This is a genomic window from Mangrovibacter sp. MFB070 (assembly GCF_000705335.1).
Taxonomy (GTDB): Bacteria; Pseudomonadota; Gammaproteobacteria; order Enterobacterales; family Enterobacteriaceae; genus Mangrovibacter; species Mangrovibacter plantisponsor.
Genome location: NZ_JJMI01000051.1, coordinates 35,661 through 58,162 on the forward strand (window position 1 = coordinate 35,661; position 22,502 = coordinate 58,162).

A 22,502-nucleotide genomic window follows, 5' to 3' on the forward strand; every position below is an offset into this window, starting at 1 on the left:
TCTCTTGTCTGTTGGGGAGATACGGCGCGTTACATTACCCTGCGAAAGCCCGCCACCCGTGCCCTGAGGCCTGAATAATCTGACTGTAACTTTGGCATCATTTGTGCAAGAATATACGGGTAGATGCTCATTCCACCTGTTATGTTCGCTTTATGCCTCATAATGCCAGGAATGATGCAGAGCCTTTGCGGTGCTTATCGTCCAAAGACAGATGTCGGTTTCACCCTCATCAGACACCATGGACATAACGTTGAGTGAAGCACCAAGCTTGTTGTTATATGACCTGATTTAACACCTGCCCAGTGGGCAGGTGTTTTTTTATGGGAGAAAGGTGAGGTTAGCTGTTTGGCTTGTCGCTGGGGTTAACACTCAACAACAGGCCTTCCCGGCGCATTGTTGCCGCTTCTGCGGGTTCTTTCAGGCGGTCGAGAGTATCTGCCAGCAAGGCATAATCCTCGGCGTCCGGGCGCTGTTTCAGGGCGGCACGAAACGCCAGGCTGGCTTCCTGCCATTCTGCGTGCTGCATCAGCAACTGACCTAACGTGCGCCACAGTAATGGGCGGTCACCCTGCAGTTTGATTTGCTGGCGCAATGCTTTTTCCAGCACAGATGGATCGCCTGATTTAAGCTGTGGCATCAGTGTTACCAGCCGGTCATCGTACTGGCGTTTTAAACCTGCCAGAATAATTTTTTCTGCACTGGTGTGGTCGTTACACTCAATCAGGCGTTTTGCCATCGCTACCTGCAGCAAGGTTTGCTGGCGGGTTTTACGTGGCTGATTCTTCCACCAGTTATTTAACCCTTCGCTGCCTTGCTCAGCCATTGCCTGGTTAATTAACCCAAGCCATGCCTGCGCTTGCAGCGCTTCGCGGTGTGCATCATCTGCAACCCCGGCTTTTGCCATAGAAGGCAGGATATCCAGCAAGGCATTCCATGCGCCGGTACGGATGTAAGCCTGTTCAGCAAGGCGTAATACTTCCGGGTGGCGTGGTGCAATATCCAGAAGCTTGTCCACGCCGTGGCGGGCCGCGTGATCTTCATTGCGGGCCAGTTGCAAGCGAACCCGGGTAATATCTACCGGGATCTGGTCGTTGTCGGCCAGCTCAGCCGCCCGTTCCAGGTGCTGGTTGGCGCGCATTTCATCGCCCCGCTGTTGAGCGGCTTCAGCAGCCAGCAAGTAGTTCACCAGTGGTTGTTCTGCATGATCGGCATTTTTAGCCATCAGCTTCTCAACTTGCTGGTAATCCCCTTCGGCCAGTTTTAGCAACGCCTGGCGGGTTTGCTTGCGTGCGCGTGTGCGTTTGCGGCCCACAAACCAGCCATGGGTACGTGCACCGGTTCTGAATACTTTACGCAGCAGCCATTCAACCGCGAACAACACCAACATTAGCAGAACCAGCATGATAACCAGCCCGGTTACACTGGTTTCAATGTTGTAATTGTCTGTCTGAATCAGTACGTACCCTTGATGCCCGGCGAGCATTGGGCCAAGCACGATGCCTGCAATCAGTAATAAAAACAGCAACAAGACTTTCAGCATGATTACTCTCCCTGTACCGGCTGTGTAGTTGCGTCGCCAGAATCCGCGCTAACGCCAGGTTGGGACAATAAGTTGCGCACGCGTGTCTGCATTAATTTTTCCAGAATTGGCTGGCTTTGCAGTGAGTCCGGAACATCCATGCTGATATCTTGCTGGCTCAGCGAGTCCAGGCTTTGCAGAAAGGCTTTGGTCGCCGCATCATTGGTATCGTAATAAGCGCGTACCCAGGTCGAGACATTTTCCAGCGCCTGTTTATACACTTCGTCCTGGTGGCGGGGAACCGCCTGTGCAGCGACTAACAAACGTGAGCGCAAGTTTTCACGCAGGTAAACATCCTGGTTTGGTGCCAGCAGTGGGACTGCCGTTTCATCCCTGCGGCGTATGGTGATAAAGCTGTCCATAAAGTTGTGCCAGCTCTTCGTCAGGTTTTCACGCCACTGGCTGAAGGAGCCAGACAGCTCACTGCTGTCGTCGTCCATTGGTGTGTCATCCGTGGTGTTATCAGCAAGGCGGAGATTATCAATTTGGTTGGTAAGCTGATTAAGCTGCAAAATAATGCCGTCATAGTCGACTTGCGTCAGGGCGGACAACGTTGATAAATCTTGCGTGATTGCACGGCGGGCAGGTAGCAAACTGGGGTCATTCATGTCAGCCAGGCTGGCATCGGCGCTTTTCAGCAGTGCGGCGGCGGTAGTGACATCCTGGTCGCTCCATAACTTCCGCGCGGCCAGTTTTACCAGAAAGTCTGCCTGTGACAGCATCCATGTTTTGGCATCTGATCCAGAAATGGTCGCCACTTTTTGTTCCAGTTCAGACAGTTGGGTTGCCTGGGTCTGTTGTTGTTTGTGCGCCTGAGCGAGTGCATCAGCCTGTGCTTCAACGGTTTTTTGCAATGCGGCGTTCTGCTGCGTTTGCTGATGCTGCAAAGCGGTTAACTGATCAATTACGGTATCACTGGTTGACGTTTGCGTTGCCAGTTGATGTTTGGCCCAGGTCCATACCCCGGCACTGCAAGCCAGCGCAATGGCGATAGCAACCACGCCTAACGCAATTCCTGCGCTGCCACTCTGTTTTTTCTTGTCTTCCGCATGACGTGTTGTACCGGTGTTTTGTGATACTGAGGATTCTTCCACCCGGGTTTCGTCAGTTGCGGCGGAGTCGTTATGTTGTTCCGTCATTATGGCATCCCATTAATAAAGTGATTGCAGGGTGCGCAAAAGCGCATCGTTATCAGCATTTTCGGCGACAGTGATTTCTTCCCAGCCCAATTCCCGGGCAACCTGCGCCAGCCGCTCGCTGACGACAACAAGCCGGCAGCGGAATAACCAGTTAGTTCGATATAATTCGGGAATCGTGTTCGTGAGTTGCGTGAGCATCTCGCCACTTGTCACCACCAGTATGCGGATCCCACGGTTTTGCCAGCGCCAGGCCTCTTCAAGGCCATCATACTGGCAGGGTTGGCGTTGGTAACATTCGCAGACTGTCACTGCCGCACCTCGCTCGCTCAGCGTATCAGTGAGCAACTCCCGTCCACCATTGCCGCGCAAAATGAGCGCACGTTTCCCGGCAACATTCTGTAATTCAGGTAATTGTAGCAAGGTTTCGCTGGTTTCCCGATCTCGTGGGTAGCTAATTGGCAGCCCGCTCACGGTATGCAGTGCCAGAGCAGTAGTGCGGCCAACCGCAAATGCCTGGATATGGCCCGGCCAGCTTAACCGGGTTGCGGCAAGCTCTGCCTGGGCAAATTGCACTGCATGCCGGGAAACGGCAAACAGCAAATCGCCCTGTGCAAGCTCGCCCAGTAGCGCCGGGAGTTGGCTTAATGCATTCCCCCGGGCGAATTCAATCAAAGGAAAGTGCCAGGCCTCTCGCCCGAGAGCCCGGAGACGGCTAACCAGCGCTTCCCCATCAGGCGATGGGCGAGTGACCAAAATACTCATTGCGGTTTTTCACCTTGATAAACGTCGTGAAGAATTTGGCGCGCACCGCGTGCCAGCAGTTCTTCAGCAAGACTAATACCCATTGCTTCAGCTTGTCCTGGTTCACCACGGCGTTCACCCGCGATGATTTGTGAACCATCAGGTGCGCCAACCAGTGCCCGTAACCATAACTGGCCATTTTCCAGCAGTGCAAAACTGCCAATTGGTACCTGGCAACCACCTTCCAGGCGCGTATTCATTGCCCGCTCGGCAGTCACCCGGATAGCGGTATCGGTATCATGCAATGGTGCGAGTAACTCACGAGTCCATGTATCATTGAGGCGGCATTCAACACCAACCGCACCTTGCCCAACTGCAGGCAGGCTTACTTCAGGTGCGAGCGCTTCCCGAACCCGGTCTTCCAGTTTAAGGCGTTTTAAGCCAGCCACAGCCAGAATAATGGCATCATATTCACCGCTATCCAGTTTACCCAGCCGGGTACCGACATTACCGCGTAATGAGCGAATTTGCAGGTCAGGGCGGCGCGCCGCAATTTGGCACTGGCGACGCAGGCTGGATGTTCCTACGACTGCGCCTTGCGGAAGTGAGTCCAGACTGGTGTAGTGGTTGGATACAAATGCATCGCGTGGGTCTTCCCGTTCGCAAATGGTGACCAGCCCCAGGCCTTCAGGAAAGGCAACCGGAACATCTTTCATTGAGTGAACGGCGATATCAGCCCGATTCTCCAGCATCGCCAGCTCGAGTTCTTTGACAAACAAGCCCTTACCGCCCACTTTTGCAAGGGGAGTATCAAGCAACACATCACCACGAGTGACCATCGGAACCAGTTCAACCTGCAAATCCGGGTGGTATGCCTGCAAACGTTGTTTGACATATTGTGCTTGCCACAGCGCAAGCGGGCTTTGCCGGGTGGCAATTCTTAATACTTTGTCTACCATGCTAGTTACCGTAAAAAACGCTTGAATATCATCCTACCATTGTTAGAGGAAGCGTGTCAGTTTCAACGGGGTTTATCCTGAAAGTGTCAGTTTAAGTGTATTAAGATGCGCCCGAATGCTAGACTTACTTAGCGCATCTTTCTTTACGGTCAATGCTCGTGGTGTTAAATTGATCACGTTTTCACCAATTGCCAGCCTGTTCATTCTATAATCATTAAAGGCTGCATGCGGATTACGTTTTTGAAATACTGTAACCAATCAGGCGATACGTCTTGTACCTCTATATTGAGACTCTTAAACAGAGACTGGATGCCATAAACCAACTGCGCGTGGAGCGCGCCCTGGCTGCAATGGGACCCGCTTTTCAGCAGGTTTACAGTCTGCTGCCTACATTATTGCATTGCCATCATCCGCAAATGCCGGGCTACCTTGATGGCAACGTTCCCCATGGAATTTGTCTGTACACCCCTGATGACACACAACGCCATTATCTCGACAGCCTTGAGCTGAAATATGGCGCTTTCCCGCAAGAAGAAAACACCAGTGAGTTACCCATTACTGGTGTGTACTCTATGGGGAGCACCTCATCGGTTGGGCAAAGCTGTTCGTCTGACCTGGATATTTGGGTGTGCCATCAGGCGTGGCTGGACAACGAAGAGCGCCGTTTGCTCCAGCGCAAGTGTGCGTTACTGGAAGGCTGGGCTGCATCATTAGGTGTGGAAGTCAGTTTCTTCCTGATTGATGAAAACCGTTTTCGGCATAACGAGAGCGGAAGCCTGGGGGGCGAAGATTGCGGTTCTACACAGCATATTTTACTGCTGGACGAATTTTACCGCACCGCAGTGCGCCTGGCCGGGAAACGTATTCTGTGGAATATGGTGCCCTGTGAACAGGAAGAGAGCTATGACGACTATGTTATGAAGCTCTATGCACAAGGCGTGCTGACTCCTAACGAGTGGCTGGATCTGGGGGGGCTTAGCTCCCTGTCTGCGGAAGAGTACTTTGGCGCCAGTTTATGGCAGCTGTATAAAAGTATTGATTCCCCGTATAAAGCCGTGCTGAAAACACTGTTGCTGGAAGCGTATTCCTGGGAATACCCCAACACACGTCTGTTAGCCAAAGATATTAAACAACACCTGCATGATGGTGAAATTGTCTCGTTCGGGCTGGATGCCTATTGCATGATGCTGGAGCGTGTTACCCAGTATTTAACGGCAATAGACGATACCACTCGCCTTGACCTGGTTCGCCGCTGTTTTTATTTGAAAGTATGCGAAAAACTCAGCCGGGAACGTGCTTGTGTTGGCTGGCGGCGTGAAGTTATCGGGCAGTTAGTGAAAAGCTGGGGCTGGGATGAACAGCGCCTGGCGATGCTGGATAACCGGGCTAACTGGAAAATTGACGAAGTCCGTAATGCCCATAATGAATTGCTGGATGCGATGATGCAAAGCTATCGCAACCTGATTCGTTTTGCCCGCCGCAACAATTTGAGTGTCAGTGCCAGCCCGCAAGATATTGGAGTTCTCACCCGTAAGCTCTACGCAGCGTTTGAAGCTCTGCCCGGGAAAGTCACCCTGGTGAACCCACAAATATCGCCAGATTTGTCTGAACCGAATCTGACTTTTATTCACGTACCGCCAGGCCGGGCAAACCGTTCAGGGTGGTATCTGTATAACCGTGCGCCGCATATGGACACGATTATCAGCCATCAGCCACTGGAATATAACCGCTATCTGAACAAGCTGGTGGCCTGGGCCTACTTCAATGGTTTATTAACACCGCGTACTCGCCTGTTCATTAAAGGCAATGGTGTCTGTGACCTGGCAAAATTGCAGGAAATGGTGTCGGATGTATCTCATCATTTCCCTATCAGGCTGCCCGCACCAACGCCTAAAGCGTTGTACAGCCCATGTGAAATTCGCCATCTCGCGATTATTGTCAACCTGGAATATGACCCGACTACGGCGTTTCGCAACCAGGTGGTGCATTTTGATTTCCGTAAACTGGATGTCTTCAGTTTCGGTGAAGAACAAAAATGCCTGATTGGCAGCATTGATTTGCTGTATCGCAACTCGTGGAATGAAGTGCGTACTCTGCATTTCAATGGCGAACAGGCCATGATTGAAGCGTTGAAAACGATTTTGGGCAAAATGCACCAGGATGCCGCACCGCCAGACAACGTTGAGGTGTTCTGCTACAGCCAGCACTTGCGTGGGTTAATTCGTACCCGCGTTCTGCAACTGGTTTCTGAATGTATTGAGTTACGCTTGTCGAGCACTCGTCTTGAACCGGGGCGTTTTAAAGCGTTGCGTGTTGCCGGGCAAACCTGGGGGTTGTTCTTTGAACGGCTGAATGTGTCTGTGCAGAAACTGGAAAACGCCATCGAGTTTTATGGGGCGATTTCTCATAACAAACTGCATGGGCTGTCTGTTCAGGTTGAAACCAACCATGTCCAGCTCCCTTCGGTTGTGGACGGGTTTGCCAGTGAAGGGATTATTCAGTTTTTCTTTGAAGAAACCAACAGTGACAAAGGGTTCAACATCTATATTCTGGATGAAGGTAACCGCGCTGAAGTTTACCATCACTGCGAAGGCAGTATTGAAGAGCTGGTTCGGGATGTCAGCCGGTTCTACTCCTCATCTCATGATCGTTTCACCTATGGCTCAAGCTTTGTGAACTTCAACCTGCCACAGTTCTACCAGATTGTGAGCGGGGAAGGGCGTGCTCAGGTGATTCCGTACCGTACTCAGTCTGTTACCGCGGCCGCAGCGCTGGCATCAGACGGCAACGCTGCGACACTACTGCAACAATATCAGCAATAATTACTGGAAGTGGACCGGCTCACCAGCTTGCTGAGAGCAGGCTTCTTCCAGTAAGGCCCAGAACGTTTTCCCGCTACGGTCGCACACCCAGATATCTTCTTTCAGGTTGAAGTGGTAGCCACCGCTTTTGGTTGCCAGCCAGACCTGGTGCAGGGGTTCCTGGCGGTTAATAATAATTTTGCTGCCATTTTCAAAACTCAGTGTCAGCACACCGCCATTGATCTCGCAGTCAATATCGCTGTCGCCATCCCAGTTATCAAAATGCTCTTCAATGGTTAGCCACAGTTCGTCGGCCAGTCTGTGGAATTCTGAATCGTTCATGTTTCGCTTCCCGTTATAAGGCTGTGCAGGCAGTATAAAAGCACAACGCGGGAAATTGAAATACCGCTCACAGGCCCGTGAGTAAGCAAGTGTTTTTGGCGGGAATTATCTGTTCCTCAGACTCTGGCTATTGCTTTTCAGGGTTCACCTGCGATGATAGATAACAATAACGATATACAGGCACTGCAGAATGAAGAAACTCGTTTATCCGCTGGCCATGGCGCTGGCAATGTTTAGCCTCAGTGGATGTGGTTTAAAAGGCCCACTTTATTTCCCTCCGGCAGACAACAAAACACCCGAACATGTTGAAGAACCAGCATCGTCGACGCAATCAGCCACACCTGATCAAAACGATCGTGGAGATGGCGATGACCCGACGCAGGTTGTCACCCAGTAGCGCCCCAGTGCATAACCTGGGGAAGGGAGTTCTAAATGCAGTTTTCCAAAATGCATGGGCTTGGCAATGATTTCATGGTGGTTGACGCAGTAACACAAAACGTCTTCTTCTCTCCGGATATGATCCGCCGCCTGGCTGACAGGCATTTGGGAGTGGGGTTTGATCAGTTACTGATTGTGGAACCGCCTTATGATCCTGAGCTGGACTTTCACTACCGTATTTTTAATGCGGATGGTAGTGAAGTTGCGCAGTGTGGCAACGGCGCGCGTTGTTTCGCCCGCTTTGTGCGTCTGAAAGGCCTGACCAACAAGAACGACATTTTTGTCAGTACCGCCAACGGGCGTATGGTTCTGACAGTGACGGACGATGATTTAGTACGGGTGAATATGGGCGAACCGGACTTCGAACCTGGCCGTATTCCTTTCCGTGCTAATAAAATGGAAAAAACCTATATCATGCGCGTTGCGGAGCAAACGGTACTTTGTGGCGCAGTATCGATGGGCAACCCCCATTGTGTGATTCAGGTTGAAAGTGTTACGACAGCAGAAGTGGAGTTGCTGGGGCCGCTGGTAGAAAGTCATGACCGGTTCCCTGAACGGGTGAATGTTGGCTTTATGGAAGTGGTTAACCCTGAGCATATCCGCCTGCGGGTTTATGAACGCGGCGCGGGTGAAACCCAGGCATGTGGTAGTGGGGCCTGTGGTGCGGTTGCTGTCGGTATACAACAAGGTTTACTGGCTGAACAAGTACGGGTTGACCTGCCCGGTGGCCGGTTAGATATTGCCTGGAAAGGCCCGGGGCATCCTTTGTATATGACCGGGCCTGCCACTCATGTCTACGATGGGTTTATACATCTATGAAGAATGTCGGAGAACAGCAAGATATTTTGCCTGAGCTGACAGACGAGATGGTCGGAGATTATCTGCGTCGTCATCCTGATTTTTTTATTCGTAACGCACAACTGGTTGAACAACTCAGTGTTCCGCATCCGGTACGGGGAGCAGTGTCGCTGGTTGAATGGCATATGGCCAGGTCGCGGAACCGGATTGATAACCTGGAAACCGGTATGGGTTTGCTGGTTGAACAGGCAATGGCAAATGAAGGGCTGTTTTACCGATTACTGAAACTACAAAGCCGTCTGGCATCCGCCCCGGATTTTCAGTCTTTTCTTGAACGCCTGTCGCGTTGGGCAAAAGAGATGAAACTGGCCAGTGCTACGTTACGGCTCTTTCCGGATAAATGGCGTATTGGCGCGCCTTCCTGTTTTACTCACCTGGCGTTGAGCCGGCAACTGTTTGAGCCATTGCGTGTGCAGCGGTTCGGCGACCAGTCGCATTATCTTGGCGGCCTCAATGGTAATGAACTGCTGGTGATGTTGCCGCAAGAAAAAGCGGTAGGCTCAGTAGCCATGTCATTGCTGGGAGAACAGGGGGATTTAGGCGTACTGGTATTCTCCAGCCGTGACCCGCAACACTACAGTGCAGGCCAGGGAACCCAGTTCTTGCAGGAACTGAGTACATTATTACCCGGGTTACTGGAACGTTGGGTGGAGCGGTTATGAGCGGTTTGCAGGCGAGTGTTGACCAATATTTGCGTTACCTGAAAGTGGAACGCCAGCTAAGCCCACTGACGTTGCTCAACTATGGCCGCCAGTTGCAGGTGATTATCAGCATGGCGGCGGACATGGGCATACAACACTGGGCTCAGTGCGACAGCAGCAAAGTGAAACGCTTTACTGTGTTGAGCCGCAAGCATGGTCTGCAGCCTGCCAGCATGGCATTACGCCTTTCTGCCCTGCGTAGTTTTTTCGACTGGCTGGTTGCCCAGGGCGAACTGGATGCCAACCCGGCAAAGGGTGTTGCCAGCCCCAAAGCACCACGCCATTTACCCAAGAATATTGATGTGGATGACATCAACCGGTTACTGGATATTGATATTAATGACCCACTCGCCGTGCGTGACAGAGCGATGCTGGAAATCATGTATGGCGCCGGGCTGCGTTTATCCGAACTGGTCAATATTGATTGCCGCCACCTGGACCTTGCCAGCGGTGAAGTGTGGGTGATGGGGAAAGGGAGTAAAGAGCGCAGGCTACCTGTTGGCCGTAGCGCGGTGCAATGGGTTGAACACTGGCTGGAGCTGCGTCTGCTGTTTGGCCCGGATGATGACGCCCTCTTTTTATCCCGCCAGGGCAAGCGTATTTCAGCTCGTAATGTGCAAAAACGCTTTGCCGAATGGGGTGTGCGCCAGGGTCTTAACAGCCATGTCCATCCTCATAAATTACGCCACTCATTTGCCACACATATGCTGGAGTCCAGTGGTGATTTACGCGCGGTACAGGAGTTGCTGGGCCACGCTAATTTATCCACTACCCAAATCTATACCCACCTCGACTTTCAACATTTAGCCTCGGTGTATGATGCTGCGCATCCACGCGCCAGGCGGGGGAAATCGTAATGCATTTTTACCGTCCACTGAGCCGGATTGCCGCTCTGACGTTTGATCTGGACGATACGCTGTATGACAACAATCCAGTAATTCAAAAGACTACTCAGGCATCACTTCAGTTTCTTCAACAGTACCATCCGTCGCTGGCGCAACTGACCGCCAGTGATTTTATTGGCGTGCGTGACGCCTTAAGGGAAGAAGAACCGGAAATCTACCATGATGTGACGCAGTGGCGCTGGCGGGCAATAGAACGCACGATGCAACTCGCCGGGATACCAGATAGCCAGGCGCGTGAAGGCGCTGATGCGGTGATGGGCGAGTTTGCTCACTGGCGTAGCCGCATAGAGGTACCGCAGGAAACTCATACCACACTGGCAAAACTGGCGGAGAAATGGCCGTTAGTCGCCATTACTAATGGTAATGCGGATCCCTCCCGTTTCGGGCTTGAGCCATACTTTCAGTTTGTATTGCGCGCCGGCCCGGATGGCCGCTCAAAACCGTTTGGCGATATGTACTGGCTGGCGGCACAAAAACTGGGTCTTCAGCCCGGAGAATTGCTCCATGTAGGCGATGACCTCACCACTGATGTGTTAGGTGCGGTACAAAGTGGCGTTCAGGCATGCTGGATTAACCTGAAACAGGCCAGCCTGATGACGGCAAAAGACAGCCGGTTGCTACCCCATGTAGAAATTTCGCGGTTGGCATCACTCACTGCGCTGATATAATGCTGTAAAAATTTCCAGGGGTACGATCCCCCCTTTCCCCAATTTGGCGGTGCTGATGGACGTTTCTTACCTGCTCGACAGTCTTAATGATAAACAGCGTGAAGCCGTTGCGGCACCACGCAGTAATTTGCTGGTTCTGGCAGGTGCGGGGAGCGGGAAAACTCGGGTACTGGTGCATCGTATCGCCTGGCTGATGTCGGTTGAGAACAGCTCGCCTTACTCCATTATGGCCGTCACCTTTACCAATAAAGCGGCGGCGGAAATGCGCCAGCGTATTGGTCAGTTGATGGGTAGTGTGCAGAATGGTATGTGGGTGGGGACTTTCCACGGTCTCGCACACCGTCTGTTGCGGGCGCATCACCTTGACGCTGGTTTACCGCAGGATTTTCAAATTCTGGATAGTGAAGACCAGCTACGCCTGCTCAAACGCCTGATCAAAGCCATGAACCTTGATGAAAAGCAGTGGCCTGCCCGCCAGGCAATGTGGTACATCAACGGTAAAAAAGACGAAGGCCTGCGCCCACAACACGTAGAAAGCTATGGCAACCCGGTTGAGCAAACCTGGTTGAAAGTTTACCAGGCCTACCAGGAAGCCTGTGACAGAGCCGGGCTGGTGGATTTTGCTGAATTGCTGCTGCGCGCTCATGAACTTTGGCTTAACAAACCCCACATTCTCCAGCACTACCGTGATCGCTTCACGCATATTCTGGTGGACGAATTTCAGGACACCAACAACATTCAGTATGCCTGGATTCGCCTGCTGGCGGGTGATACCAGCCATGTGATGATTGTGGGCGATGACGACCAGTCAATTTATGGCTGGCGTGGCGCTCAGGTGGAAAATATTCAGCGTTTTCTGCGGGATTTCCCGGGGGCGCAAACCATTCGCCTTGAGCAAAACTACCGTTCAACCAGCAATATTCTGAACGCAGCTAACGCCCTGATTGATAATAACACCGGGCGGCTTGGTAAAAATTTATGGACTGATGGCAGCGAAGGTGAACCTATATCGCTGTACTGTGCCTTCAACGAACTGGATGAAGCCCGGTTTGTTGTTAACCGTATCAAAACCTGGCAGGACAATGGCGGCGCACTGGAGCAGTGTGCCATCTTATATCGTAGCAACGCCCAGTCACGTGTACTGGAAGAAGCTTTACTGCAAGGCAGTATGCCGTACCGGATTTATGGCGGGATGCGCTTCTTTGAACGCCAGGAAATTAAAGATGCGCTGGCGTACCTGCGCCTGATGAGTAACCGCAATGATGATGCCGCATTTGAACGTGTGGTTAATACACCAACCCGGGGAATAGGCGACCGCACGCTGGATGTCGTGCGCCAGACTTCGAGAGAGAACCAGCTCACGCTATGGCAGGCTTCACGCCAGCTGTTGCAGGATAAAGCCCTGGCAGGGCGTGCAGCATCCGCTCTGCAGCGTTTTATGGAGCTGATTGATGCGCTGGCTCACGATACCGCAGAAATGCCCCTGCATGTCCAGACTGACCGGGTGATTAAAGACTCTGGCTTGTGGATGATGTATGAGCAGGAAAAAGGCGAGAAAGGCCAGACACGTATTGAAAACCTTGAGGAACTGGTGACAGCCACACGCCAGTTCAGCTACCAGGACGAAGACGAAGATCTAATGCCGTTACAGGCCTTCCTGTCTCATGCCGCACTGGAGGCAGGAGAAGGGCAGGCAGACACCTGGCAGGATGCAGTACAACTGATGACACTGCATTCGGCGAAAGGTCTGGAGTTCCCACAAGTGTTTATTGTTGGGATGGAAGAAGGAATGTTCCCCAGCCAGATGTCGCTGGATGAAGGCGGCCGCCTGGAAGAAGAGCGCCGCCTGGCTTATGTCGGTGTCACGCGGGCCATGCAAAAGCTCACGCTGACTTACGCAGAATCGCGCCGCCTGTACGGGAAAGAAGTGTATCACCGCCCTTCCCGGTTTATTGGCGAGCTGCCGGAAAACTGCGTGGAGGAAGTGCGTTTACGGGCAACGGTTTCCCGCCCGGTTAACCACCAGCGGCTGGGTACACCCATTGAGCAAAACGATAGTGGCTATAAACTGGGGCAGCGGGTACGCCATCCCAAATTTGGTGAAGGCACTATTGTCAACCTTGAAGGCAGTGGTGAGCACAGCCGCCTGCAGGTGGCATTCCAGGGGCAGGGCATTAAGTGGCTGGTCGCCGCTTACGCCAGGCTAGAAACGGTGTAACTCCGTGTGGGAAAATAAATTTTCTGGTCTGTCTGCTAACCTTAACAAATAACAGATATTAATTAATTGCGAGTGTTCTGTTGTTTGTTGACGCTGCTTTTTCGCTGGCGTAACATGCGCGCACGATTACGCTAAGAGGACATTCGCCTTGGACACACCCAGTAGATGCTGGCTCTTTCACCTGTTTTCAGGGTGCAACTCCTAAGGCTATCCTCATTGCTGATAGCCTTCGCGGTTGTCAGCGACATCTTTTCCCGTCGCGTTGAGCCAGTCTGTTTCTTGGTTTGAAACCCCCGTTTCTGTGTGCCCACCGAACTGTCCGATATTTTTGCATTGGGAGTCCCGGTCATGTTGAGCGCATTTCAACTGGAAAATAATCGGTTGTCCCGTCTCGAAGTGGAAGAGGCTGAAAACCTGAGCAACGCGATATGGGTTGATCTGGTTGAGCCGGACGAAGACGAGCGGCAACGCGTACAAACGGAACTTGACCAGAGCCTGGCGACACGACCAGAGCTTGAAGATATTGAGGCATCTGCCCGTTTTTTTGAAGACGAAGATGGCTTACATATCCACTCATTTTTCTTCTACGAAGATGCGGACGATCACGCGGGCAACTCAACCGTGGCTTTTACCATTCGTAATGGCCGCCTGTTTACGCTACGTGAACGTGAGTTACCGGCATTTCGCCTCTACCGCATGCGCGCCCGTACACAGTTAGTGGTTGACGGCAATGCGTTTGAGTTGTTGCTCGATTTGTTCGAAACCAAAATTGAGCAGTTGGCTGATGAAATCGAAAACATTTATAGCGACCTGGAAAAGCTCAGCCGTGTGATTATGGAAGGGCAACAGGGTGATGAGTACGACGAAGCGCTCTCCACCCTGGCTGAGCTGGAAGATACCGGCTGGAAAGTTCGCCTGTGCTTGATGGATACCCAACGGGCACTGAATTTCCTGGTACGTAAAGCTCGCTTACCGGGTGAGCAGCTTGAACAGGCGCGGGAAGTATTACGCGATATCGAATCCCTGTTGCCGCACAACGAATCCCTGTTCCAGAAAGTTAACTTCCTGATGCAGGCTGCGATGGGGTTTATCAATATCGAGCAGAACCGGATAATCAAAATCTTCTCCGTGGTATCTGTTGTATTCCTGCCACCCACGCTGGTTGCTTCCAGTTATGGGATGAACTTTGAGTTTATGCCGGAATTGCACTGGAGCTTTGGTTACCCTGGAGCCATCGTCTTTATGATGCTGGCGGGTCTGGCCCCGTACCTGTACTTTAAGCGGAAAAACTGGTTGTAGCGGTTAATGCTCAGAGGCAAAAAAAGCGCTGTGAAAACAGCGCTTTTTTATGGTTACAAACTCCAGGTGTGCTTGTTTTTTACCTTGAATTCGTAATACCAGAAGATAGTCTGGCATGCGACATACATGTTGAAAAAGAAAGAAAGGAATCGGAAATGAATCATCAGACCAATAATGGCAACAACACAGCTGATTAGAAAACACACTATGGCTTTTTTCCATAATCCTAAAATCAGCAGATAAACTGGTCCAAATAAAAAAGCCAGAAAACTCATTTGCATTGTAATTCGTGGCCAAATCGGAAGTTTTTTCAATTCCTCACGACTTTCTTTGGTTTGCAGGAAGCCATTATACTTTCCGCCTAACTTATCAATAAATGCAAAGCGTTTTTTCCACTTTTCTTTTACTTTCGGATCCTGCTGGTAGTCATAATTTTCTTCAGGCAATGTTGTGTTAGTCATCGTATTACCTTTTATCCCTTGCCAAATGGCGGTTAATTGTTTGGTTAATTCGTTGTTATCTTGCCTGGAGTAAGAGCCAGAAAGAATGCAGTCAAAATAGTCATACCCGCAGTAAAACGGGTACCCGGAGAGTCACAATCTGCCCCCCAAATACGAATCATAACTTGCCCGATCACGACTATGCTCATCCAGAGAATCACGAAGTAGCGGCCTTTTATACCAATATCCCGGCAGCGCATGGCACCCGTATTACAATAAATCCAAAGCAGTAATACTGCCGTAAAAATAAGGGTGAATTTCCCCATATTAAACATCAGCGGTGTGCCCTGAAGAACGAAATACAAAATACTGATGATTAAAAAGGGTATTCGCCGAATAGTTGTGCTATGTGACGGTTTGAATAAATTGATGATGAAAGACATAGTTGTTTTCTTACCGGCAAAGGCTAATTCTTACCTGGCATAGTGCATGTGAGTTCAGTTTATGGAGATTATAGAAACAGTGTTGCCTGATAGTAAGATAGTGGTTGTACTAAAAAAGGTAGGTGAGGGAATTGAATTGCTGGTGTATGGCTGGCGTAATGTATGAATAAGAATACTACGCCAGCATTTTGTTTTATAAGGATTATCTGACTTTTCTCTGGGTATATAATGCATCCAGAACAAAGACAAACAGGGCTATCCAGATAAATCCGAAAGTAACCATTTTATCTTTCCCGGGCACTTCACCATAGAATGTTACGGCTAATAAAAACATGAGTGTTGGGCCAATATATTGAAAAAAGCCGAGGGTGGATAACCTCAGGCGGGTGGCCGCCCCGGTGAAGCATAATAACGGCACCGTGGTGACAATACCGGCAGCCATCAGCAATAAATTCAGTGACCACGGGTTGTTGGCAAGATGGCTGGTGGGCGTATCTGTAATACCAAATAGCCAGATAGCGGCAACCGGCAACAGCCATAAGGTTTCTATCAGCATGCCAGTTTGGGCATCGACGGCAATTTTCTTACGCACCAGGCCATACAGCGCGAAACTGAACGCCAGCGCCAGCGCAATGACGGGCAACGACCCGAAAGTCCAAAGTTGAACCAGCACGCCACAGGCTGCCAGTAACACGGCCACCCACTGCATCAGGCGAAAACGCTCACCGAGAAAGATCATACCCAGCAGAATATTCACCAGCGGGTTAATAAAATAGCCCAGGCTGGCTTCCAGCATATGGTTATTATTGACCGCCCAAATAAATAGCAGCCAGTTACCACCAATTAATACGGCAGAAACGGCAAGCCCAAAAATCTTCCGCGGCGTAGCTATAATTTTTCGCACTTGACGCCACTGACGGCTCAGCGAAATCAACGCTACCATGAAGAAAAAAGACCAAATGATACGGTGGGTCAGTATTTCATTGGCGGGGACAAACTGAATAAGTTTGAAATATGCGGGGGCAACCCCCCAAATAAAATAGGCGATCAGGGCGAGGATAACCCCTAAGCGTACTTGCCTGCTGTCCATGTGAATGTGTATATGCGTTGGAAAAGTGTACAGGCAGTTTATCAGAAAAAGCCGCTACCCGACCATGTAAGTCGCTGTTGCACTGGCAATATAGGTTTTTTGTTCGTTATGTAATTCAACCCGGGCGACCGCTACTTTGTTACCTGCACGCAGTAGTGAACTGCTGGCGGTAAAATGAGTGCCACGCCCCGGGCGCAGGTAGTCCACACGTAAATCTATGGTGCCCATTTTACCCAGACGCTGGCGTAACTCTTCCTCACTGATGGTGTCATGCCGTGTGAGTGTACTGCCGACACAGACCAGACCGGCGGCCACGTCCAGCGCGGATGCAATCACGCCACCATGTAAAATATTTTGTGCCCAGTTCCCCACCATCATAGCCTGGTGTTGAAAGCTAAGTTCAGCATAATCAGGTACGTACTTTACCAGCTCCAGCCCCAGAGCCCGGTTAAATGGCATGTGGTATACAAAAATATCACCCACCAACTTCAATGCTTCTTCAGCGGTAAGAATAACGCCAGACATAGTGATGCTCACCATTGGTTAACAAGATGTTTATTTTATGTATCGTTTATGTTTTAAACCAGTTTAAGAGCAGAAGAGTGCGTATCGGACAATGAAATATGTAGAATGGGTCACACCAATAATAATTGCTTCAGGAGAATGAGGCTGATGCGCAAGAGTTTTACCGCTTTGATGATGATGTGTGTGCTCCCGGTCACGGCCTGGGCACAGGAAGCAACGGTGAAAGAGGTGCATGATGCACCAGCCGTTCGTGGCAGTATTATTGCTAATCTGTTACAGGAACATGATAACCCATTTACCCTGTATCCTTACGATACCAACTATGTGCTCTACACAGAAAGCAGCGATATTAATAAAGAAGCGATACAAAGCTACGACTGGGCCGACCATGCCCGCAAAGACGAAGTGAAATTTCAGTTGAGCCTGGCTTTCCCATTGTGGCGCGGAATCCTTGGTGATAACTCTGTGCTGGGTGCATCTTATACACAGAAATCCTGGTGGCAGCTTTCCAATCAGTCCCAGTCTTCACCGTTCCGTGAAACTAATTATGAACCGCAATTGTTCCTGGGTTTTGCCACAGACTATCAATTTGCTGGTTGGACATTGCGTGATGTCGAAATGGGTTTTAACCATGATTCTAATGGGCGCTCAGACCCTACGTCTCGCAGCTGGAACCGCGTTTATTCTCGCCTGATGGCGCAGAATGGTGACTGGATGGTTGAAGTGAAACCCTGGTATGTGGTGGGGAATCTTGATGATAACCCGGATATCGCCAAATATATGGGTTACTACCAGGCGCGTGTGGCATATAGCTGGGGCGATGCCGTCTTGAGCGTGAAAGGGCAATATAACTGGAATACCGGTTATGGTGGCGCTGAATTCGGCGTGAGCTACCCAATTACCCGCCATGTCCGGGCTTATGCTCAGGTGTGGAGTGGTTATGGTGAATCCCTGATAGACTACAACTTCAACCAGACACGCGTTGGTTTGGGCGTTATGCTCAATGATCTGTTTTAAAGCATTGCAGTTTCTCACTCAGGCGCTGAAAATAGCGCCTGTTTTATTTTAACCGGATGGAGTGAGTGTGGCGCAGGCGGAAATGATGAATCGGGAGTCACTGGCACAACAAGTGTTACAGGAGACCTTTGGCTACCAACAGTTTCGTCCGGGCCAGAAAACCATTATTGATACGGCACTCCAGGGCCGCGATTGTCTTGTGGTTATGCCGACCGGCGGCGGAAAATCCCTCTGTTACCAAATCCCTGCGCTGGTGCTTGGCGGGTTGACGCTGGTTGTTTCTCCGCTTATCTCTTTGATGAAAGATCAGGTGGATCAGCTGTGCGCCAACGGGGTTGCCGCCGCCTGCCTGAATTCCTCATTAAGCCGTGAAGACCAACAACAGGTTATCGATGGGTGCAGAAACGGGCAAATACGCCTGCTGTATATCGCCCCAGAACGCCTGATGATGGATAACTTCCTCGACCAGCTGGCTCGCTGGAACCCAGTCATGCTGGCAGTTGATGAAGCCCACTGTATTTCCCAATGGGGGCACGATTTCCGCCCGGAATATGCAGCCCTTGGGCAACTGCGCCAGCGTCTTCCTGGTGTGCCATTTATGGCGTTGACGGCCACGGCAGACGACACCACCCGGCTTGATATTGTGCGTTTATTGGGGCTTGATGACCCGCTCATCCAGGTAAGCAGTTTTGACCGCCCGAATATCCGCTACATGTTAATGGAGAAGTTCAAGCCTCTTGACCAGTTGCTGCGGTATGTCCAGGAACAACGGGGCAAGTCAGGCATTATTTACTGCAACAGCCGGGCAAAAGTGGAAGACACAGCAGCCCGCCTGCAAAGCCGGGGAATAAGCGCGCGTGCCTACCATGCCGGGCTGGAAAATAGTGTGCGTGCAGAGGTGCAGGAGAAGTTCCAGCGCGATGATGTGCAAATCGTGGTGGCTACCGTGGCCTTCGGTATGGGGATTAATAAACCCAACGTGCGGTTTGTTGTCCATTTCGATATTCCGCGCAATATCGAGTCGTATTACCAGGAAACCGGGCGTGCCGGGCGCGATGGGCTGCCTGCGGAAGCGATGCTGTTTTACGACCCGGCAGATATGGCCTGGCTGCGCCGTTGCCTGGATGAAAAACCAGCCGGGCAGTTGCAGGATATTGAACGCCATAAGCTGAACGCCATGGGAGCTTTTGCCGAGGCACAAACCTGCCGCCGCCTGGTACTGCTGAACTATTTCGGTGAAGGCCGCCAGGAAGCATGTGGCAACTGCGACATTTGCCTGGATCCGCCACGCCGTTATGATGGCCTGGTAGATGCGCAAAAAGCGTTATCCTGCATTTATCGTGTTAACCAGCGTTTTGGGATGGGTTACGTGGTAGAAGTATTGCGAGGCGCTAACAATCAACGTATTCGCGATATGCAGCACGATAAACTGCCAGTGTATGGTATTGGGCGTGAACACAGCCACGAACATTGGGTCAGCGTAATTCGCCAGCTCATCCATATGGGGTTTATCACCCAAAACATTGCCAACCATTCTGCTCTGCAACTGACTGAAGCGGCCCGGCCAGTATTGCGAGGTGAGGTGCCATTAATGCTGGCGGTGCCTCGTATTACTGTGCTGAAACCGCGTGCTCACCAAAAAACCTTTGGCGGTAATTATGACCGCAAGTTGTTTGCCAAATTACGCAAGCTGCGTAAAGCCATTGCCGATGAAGAAAATATTCCACCGTATGTCGTCTTTAACGATGCAACGTTGATAGAAATGGCGGAACAGTTACCCGTTTCACCGGGGGAAATGCTGAGTGTGAATGGCGTGGGGATGCGTAAACTGGAACGGTTTGGGCAACCTTTTATGACCCTGATTCGTGAACATCTGGACGAACGGGAAACCTGGTAGCGGGCAGCAGAGAAACGTGCCAGGATAATACCTCCTGCGATTATTCTCCTGCGAGCAAGTTATGTTAATGCTTTTTCTGACAGTGGCACTGGTGCATTTCTTAGCGCTGATAAGCCCTGGCCCGGATTTCTTTTTTGTATCTCAAACGGCTATCAGCCGCTCTCGCCGTGAAGCCATTATGGGCGTACTGGGTATTACCTGTGGCGTAATGGTCTGGTCCGGTGTTGCGCTGCTTGGCCTGCATCTTATTCTGGAAAAAATGGCCTGGTTGCACACCATTATTATGGTGGGTGGTGGTTTGTATTTATGCTGGATGGGTTTCCAGATGCTGCGGGGTGTATTTAAAAAACCAGTGGCGCATGAGCCAACACAGCAAGTTGAGCTGGCTCAGGCTGGTCGTAGCTTCCTGAAAGGGCTGCTAACCAACCTGGCTAACCCCAAAGCCATTATCTATTTCGGGAGTGTTTTCTCACTCTTCCTTGGTGACAGTGTTGGCGCACCAGAACGCGTTGGGTTGTTTTGCCTGATTGCGTTAGAAACCTTTGCCTGGTTTGCTGTGGTCGCCAGCCTGTTTGCGTTACCGAAAATGCGGCAAGGCTACCAGCGGCTGGCTAAATGGATTGACGGGATGGCAGGTGCCTTGTTTACCGGGTTCGGAATCCATCTGATTATTTCCCGCTAACCAGCACCCGCTGTGTAGCATGCAATTATGCCTGGCGCGCACTGGCGAGCAGTGCGCCCACCAGCATAAAGAGTGAACCAAATACTCTGTTCAGCGCTTTCATCTGGCGTGGCCCTTTAATCCAGCCTGCAATACGTTGTGCCAGTGTGGCATAACCAATCATCACCACAATATCCACCGCGACGGTTGTTACACCCAACACCACATACTGCATGACCTGCGGTTGGTGCGGCACAATAAATTGTGGAAACAGTGCGGCCAGGAAGACAATGCTTTTGGGGTTGGTCAGATTGACAAAGACCGCACGCTGGAACAATTTGCGCCGTGGTTGTTGTTGCGCCAGGGTTTTCAGATCAAGCGCACCTGCCGCCCGCCATTGCTGAATCCCCAACCACACCAGGTAAGCGGCACCAGCCCATTTGAGAATTTCGAACGCCAGTAGCGAGTGAGAGAACAACGTCCCTAAACCCACGCCGACCAGAACAATATGAATCGCCAGCCCGGTTTGCAGGCCCGCTATAGATGCTGCGGCACCACGGTAACCATGGCTCATGGCGGTACTCATGGTATTAATTGCGCCAGACCCTGGCGATAAACTTAAAATGATCGTTGTAATAAAATAGGTAAACCACCACTCGAGACTCATCCTGGATTCCTGATCTGCACACTTTTATGTCACAATACGCCATTGTCTGGTGTTGCGCTATGGCTCACAAAAAAAGTGCTATTCCACTACTGAAAGGTGCTGATGCTTGCTATGAAAAAGCACAAAAATGAGTGGACCGAAAGGGAAAAAGCTTTTGCTGCTTTTGCTGTGGGTCCGCTGAATGATTTCTGGCAACAGCGTGAAGAATGCGAGCTCGCAGGTGTTGGCGGCGTGCCCATTCGTTATGTTCGTTTCCGTAGCAAAAAACATCACCAGGTGGTGGTTATTTGCCCCGGGCGTATTGAAAGTTACGTGAAATACGCTGAAGTTGCTTGGGATCTGTTTCATTGCGGGTTTGACGTATTAATCATTGATCATCGCGGGCAGGGGCGATCCGGGCGGATGCTGGACGATCCCCATCGTGGCCATGTGGTGAATTTCAGTGATTATGTCGATGATTTAACGTCATTCTGGCAGCAGGAAGTCGCTCCGGGTCCGTGGAAAAAACGTTTTGTTCTGGCGCACTCTATGGGAGGCGCGATAACGGCGCTGTTCTTAAGCCAAAACCCACAGGCCTGTGATGCCGCCGTGTTATGCGCCCCGATGTTTGGCATTGTTATTCGCCTGCCAGACTGGATGGTGCGGCATATCCTTGACTGGGCAGAAGGCTACCCAAAAATCAGTGAAGGTTATGCGATGGGAACCGGGCGCTGGCAACCGTTACCCTTTGTGATGAATACATTAACCCACAGTCCTGAACGTTACCGGCGTAATCTGCGTTTGTATGCGGATGATCCGCGGTTACGTGTGGGTGGCCCAACTTACCATTGGGTTCGGGAAGGTATCCTTGCAGGTGAACAGGTTTTGGCAGAGGCCACTGCTATGACCACGCCGGTATTGCTCCTGCAGGCAGAACAGGATCGTGTCGTGGATAACCGTATGCACGATAAGTTCTGTGAAATTAGAGCCGCGGCGGGCCACCCATGTGAGGGGGGAAAACCTTACGTCATAGAAGGTGCGTATCATGAGATCCTGTTTGAAAAGGACGATATGCGCGCTGCTGCATTGCATGCCATTGTGGACTTTTTTACACGGCATGCAGACTAAAGGCACG

General features: G+C 51.1%; 22 protein-coding genes. 12 read left to right on the plus strand and 10 right to left on the minus strand.

Annotation, left to right across the window (positions count from 1 at the left end):
- Window positions 1-337: 337 nt before the first annotated feature.
- From hemY to hemC, 4 genes are read right to left on the minus strand one after another with little or no spacing between them, the layout of a single operon-like run.
- Window positions 338-1,540 (minus strand): protoheme IX biogenesis protein HemY, encoded by a 1,203-nt coding sequence (gene hemY, locus DT73_RS22310; RefSeq protein ID WP_036115448.1) that lies wholly within the window; start codon window positions 1,538-1,540, stop codon window positions 338-340.
- Between the two features lie 2 nt (window positions 1,541-1,542).
- The gene (gene hemX / locus DT73_RS22315; protein ID WP_051691520.1) at window positions 1,543-2,718 is read right to left on the minus strand and encodes a uroporphyrinogen-III C-methyltransferase; all 1,176 of its coding nucleotides are present in this window, start codon (window positions 2,716-2,718) and stop codon (window positions 1,543-1,545) included.
- 12 nt (window positions 2,719-2,730) lie between these two features.
- Window positions 2,731-3,480: a uroporphyrinogen-III synthase gene (hemD, locus tag DT73_RS22320; protein WP_036115450.1), complete on the minus strand. Its 750-nt coding sequence runs from the start codon at window positions 3,478-3,480 to the stop codon at window positions 2,731-2,733.
- Window positions 3,477-4,418 (minus strand): hydroxymethylbilane synthase, encoded by a 942-nt coding sequence (gene hemC / locus DT73_RS22325; RefSeq protein WP_036115452.1) that lies wholly within the window; start codon window positions 4,416-4,418, stop codon window positions 3,477-3,479. Before hemC ends, hemD begins: the two co-directional genes overlap by 4 nt.
- A 272-nt stretch (window positions 4,419-4,690) precedes the next feature.
- On the opposite strand from hemC, the gene cyaA reads away from it, so the two are divergent.
- The gene (gene cyaA / locus DT73_RS22330) at window positions 4,691-7,240 is read left to right on the plus strand and encodes a class I adenylate cyclase (protein ID WP_036115454.1); all 2,550 of its coding nucleotides are present in this window, start codon (window positions 4,691-4,693) and stop codon (window positions 7,238-7,240) included.
- Here the strand turns inward: cyaA and cyaY are convergent, their stop codons facing one another.
- A complete protein-coding gene (gene cyaY, locus DT73_RS22335; protein WP_036115456.1) occupies window positions 7,241-7,561 on the minus strand; it encodes an iron donor protein CyaY in 321 nt (106 codons plus the stop codon).
- Between the two features lie 190 nt (window positions 7,562-7,751).
- On the opposite strand from cyaY, the gene DT73_RS22340 reads away from it, so the two are divergent.
- From DT73_RS22340 to corA, 7 genes are all read left to right on the plus strand, one after another.
- A complete protein-coding gene (locus DT73_RS22340) occupies window positions 7,752-7,958 on the plus strand; it encodes a lipoprotein (protein WP_036115459.1) in 207 nt (68 codons plus the stop codon).
- A gap of 35 nt (window positions 7,959-7,993) precedes the next feature.
- Window positions 7,994-8,818 carry a diaminopimelate epimerase gene (dapF, locus tag DT73_RS22345; protein WP_036115461.1) on the plus strand — a complete coding sequence of 275 codons (825 nt, stop codon included), beginning with the start codon at window positions 7,994-7,996 and terminating at the stop codon, window positions 8,816-8,818.
- Window positions 8,815-9,519, plus strand: coding sequence for a DUF484 domain-containing protein (locus DT73_RS22350; protein ID WP_036115463.1), 705 nt, complete (start codon window positions 8,815-8,817; stop codon window positions 9,517-9,519). Before dapF ends, DT73_RS22350 begins: the two co-directional genes overlap by 4 nt.
- Window positions 9,516-10,415 carry a tyrosine recombinase XerC gene (xerC, locus tag DT73_RS22355; protein ID WP_036115465.1) on the plus strand — a complete coding sequence of 300 codons (900 nt, stop codon included), beginning with the start codon at window positions 9,516-9,518 and terminating at the stop codon, window positions 10,413-10,415. The genes DT73_RS22350 and xerC overlap by 4 nt, the downstream gene beginning before the upstream one ends.
- A complete protein-coding gene (gene yigB, locus DT73_RS22360; protein ID WP_036115468.1) occupies window positions 10,415-11,131 on the plus strand; it encodes a 5-amino-6-(5-phospho-D-ribitylamino)uracil phosphatase YigB in 717 nt (238 codons plus the stop codon). Before xerC ends, yigB begins: the two co-directional genes overlap by 1 nt.
- Before the next feature lie 55 nt (window positions 11,132-11,186).
- Complete coding sequence (gene uvrD / locus DT73_RS22365) at window positions 11,187-13,349, plus strand: DNA helicase II (protein ID WP_036115471.1); 2,163 nt, start codon at window positions 11,187-11,189, stop codon at window positions 13,347-13,349.
- A 348-nt stretch (window positions 13,350-13,697) separates the two neighbouring features.
- Entirely contained in the window at window positions 13,698-14,648 is a 951-nt protein-coding gene (gene corA, locus DT73_RS22370) for a magnesium/cobalt transporter CorA (RefSeq protein WP_036115568.1), read from the plus strand.
- A 53-nt stretch (window positions 14,649-14,701) separates the two neighbouring features.
- Here the strand turns inward: corA and DT73_RS22375 are convergent, their stop codons facing one another.
- From DT73_RS22375 to DT73_RS22390, 4 genes are all read right to left on the minus strand, one after another.
- Window positions 14,702-15,109 carry a DUF2628 domain-containing protein gene (locus DT73_RS22375; protein ID WP_036115476.1) on the minus strand — a complete coding sequence of 136 codons (408 nt, stop codon included), beginning with the start codon at window positions 15,107-15,109 and terminating at the stop codon, window positions 14,702-14,704.
- Window positions 15,110-15,153: 44 nt separating this feature from the next.
- A complete protein-coding gene (locus DT73_RS22380; protein WP_036115479.1) occupies window positions 15,154-15,531 on the minus strand; it encodes a hypothetical protein in 378 nt (125 codons plus the stop codon).
- Window positions 15,532-15,733: 202 nt separating this feature from the next.
- Window positions 15,734-16,621, minus strand: a complete 888-nt coding sequence (rarD, locus tag DT73_RS22385; protein WP_036115482.1) for an EamA family transporter RarD — start codon at window positions 16,619-16,621, stop codon at window positions 15,734-15,736.
- Window positions 16,622-16,675: 54 nt separating this feature from the next.
- Window positions 16,676-17,146 (minus strand): thioesterase family protein, encoded by a 471-nt coding sequence (locus DT73_RS22390; protein ID WP_036115485.1) that lies wholly within the window; start codon window positions 17,144-17,146, stop codon window positions 16,676-16,678.
- A gap of 147 nt (window positions 17,147-17,293) precedes the next feature.
- On the opposite strand from DT73_RS22390, the gene pldA reads away from it, so the two are divergent.
- The 3 genes from pldA to rhtC all read left to right on the plus strand — a co-directional run bounded on the left by pldA (window position 17,294) and on the right by rhtC (window position 20,742).
- The gene (gene pldA / locus DT73_RS22395) at window positions 17,294-18,163 is read left to right on the plus strand and encodes a phospholipase A (RefSeq protein ID WP_036115489.1); all 870 of its coding nucleotides are present in this window, start codon (window positions 17,294-17,296) and stop codon (window positions 18,161-18,163) included.
- A gap of 67 nt (window positions 18,164-18,230) precedes the next feature.
- A complete protein-coding gene (recQ, locus tag DT73_RS22400; RefSeq protein ID WP_036115492.1) occupies window positions 18,231-20,060 on the plus strand; it encodes an ATP-dependent DNA helicase RecQ in 1,830 nt (609 codons plus the stop codon).
- 61 nt (window positions 20,061-20,121) lie between these two features.
- On the plus strand, window positions 20,122-20,742 hold the full coding sequence (gene rhtC, locus DT73_RS22405) for a threonine export protein RhtC (RefSeq protein WP_036115495.1): 621 nt from the start codon (window positions 20,122-20,124) through the stop codon (window positions 20,740-20,742).
- Window positions 20,743-20,767: 25 nt separating this feature from the next.
- Here rhtC and rhtB read toward each other — a convergent pair whose 3' ends face one another.
- Window positions 20,768-21,388 carry a homoserine/homoserine lactone efflux protein gene (gene rhtB, locus DT73_RS22410; RefSeq protein WP_036115497.1) on the minus strand — a complete coding sequence of 207 codons (621 nt, stop codon included), beginning with the start codon at window positions 21,386-21,388 and terminating at the stop codon, window positions 20,768-20,770.
- Between the two features lie 111 nt (window positions 21,389-21,499).
- Between rhtB and pldB the strand changes: the two genes are divergently transcribed.
- Complete coding sequence (pldB, locus tag DT73_RS22415; RefSeq protein ID WP_036115571.1) at window positions 21,500-22,495, plus strand: lysophospholipase L2; 996 nt, start codon at window positions 21,500-21,502, stop codon at window positions 22,493-22,495.
- Window positions 22,496-22,502 lie beyond the last annotated feature (7 nt).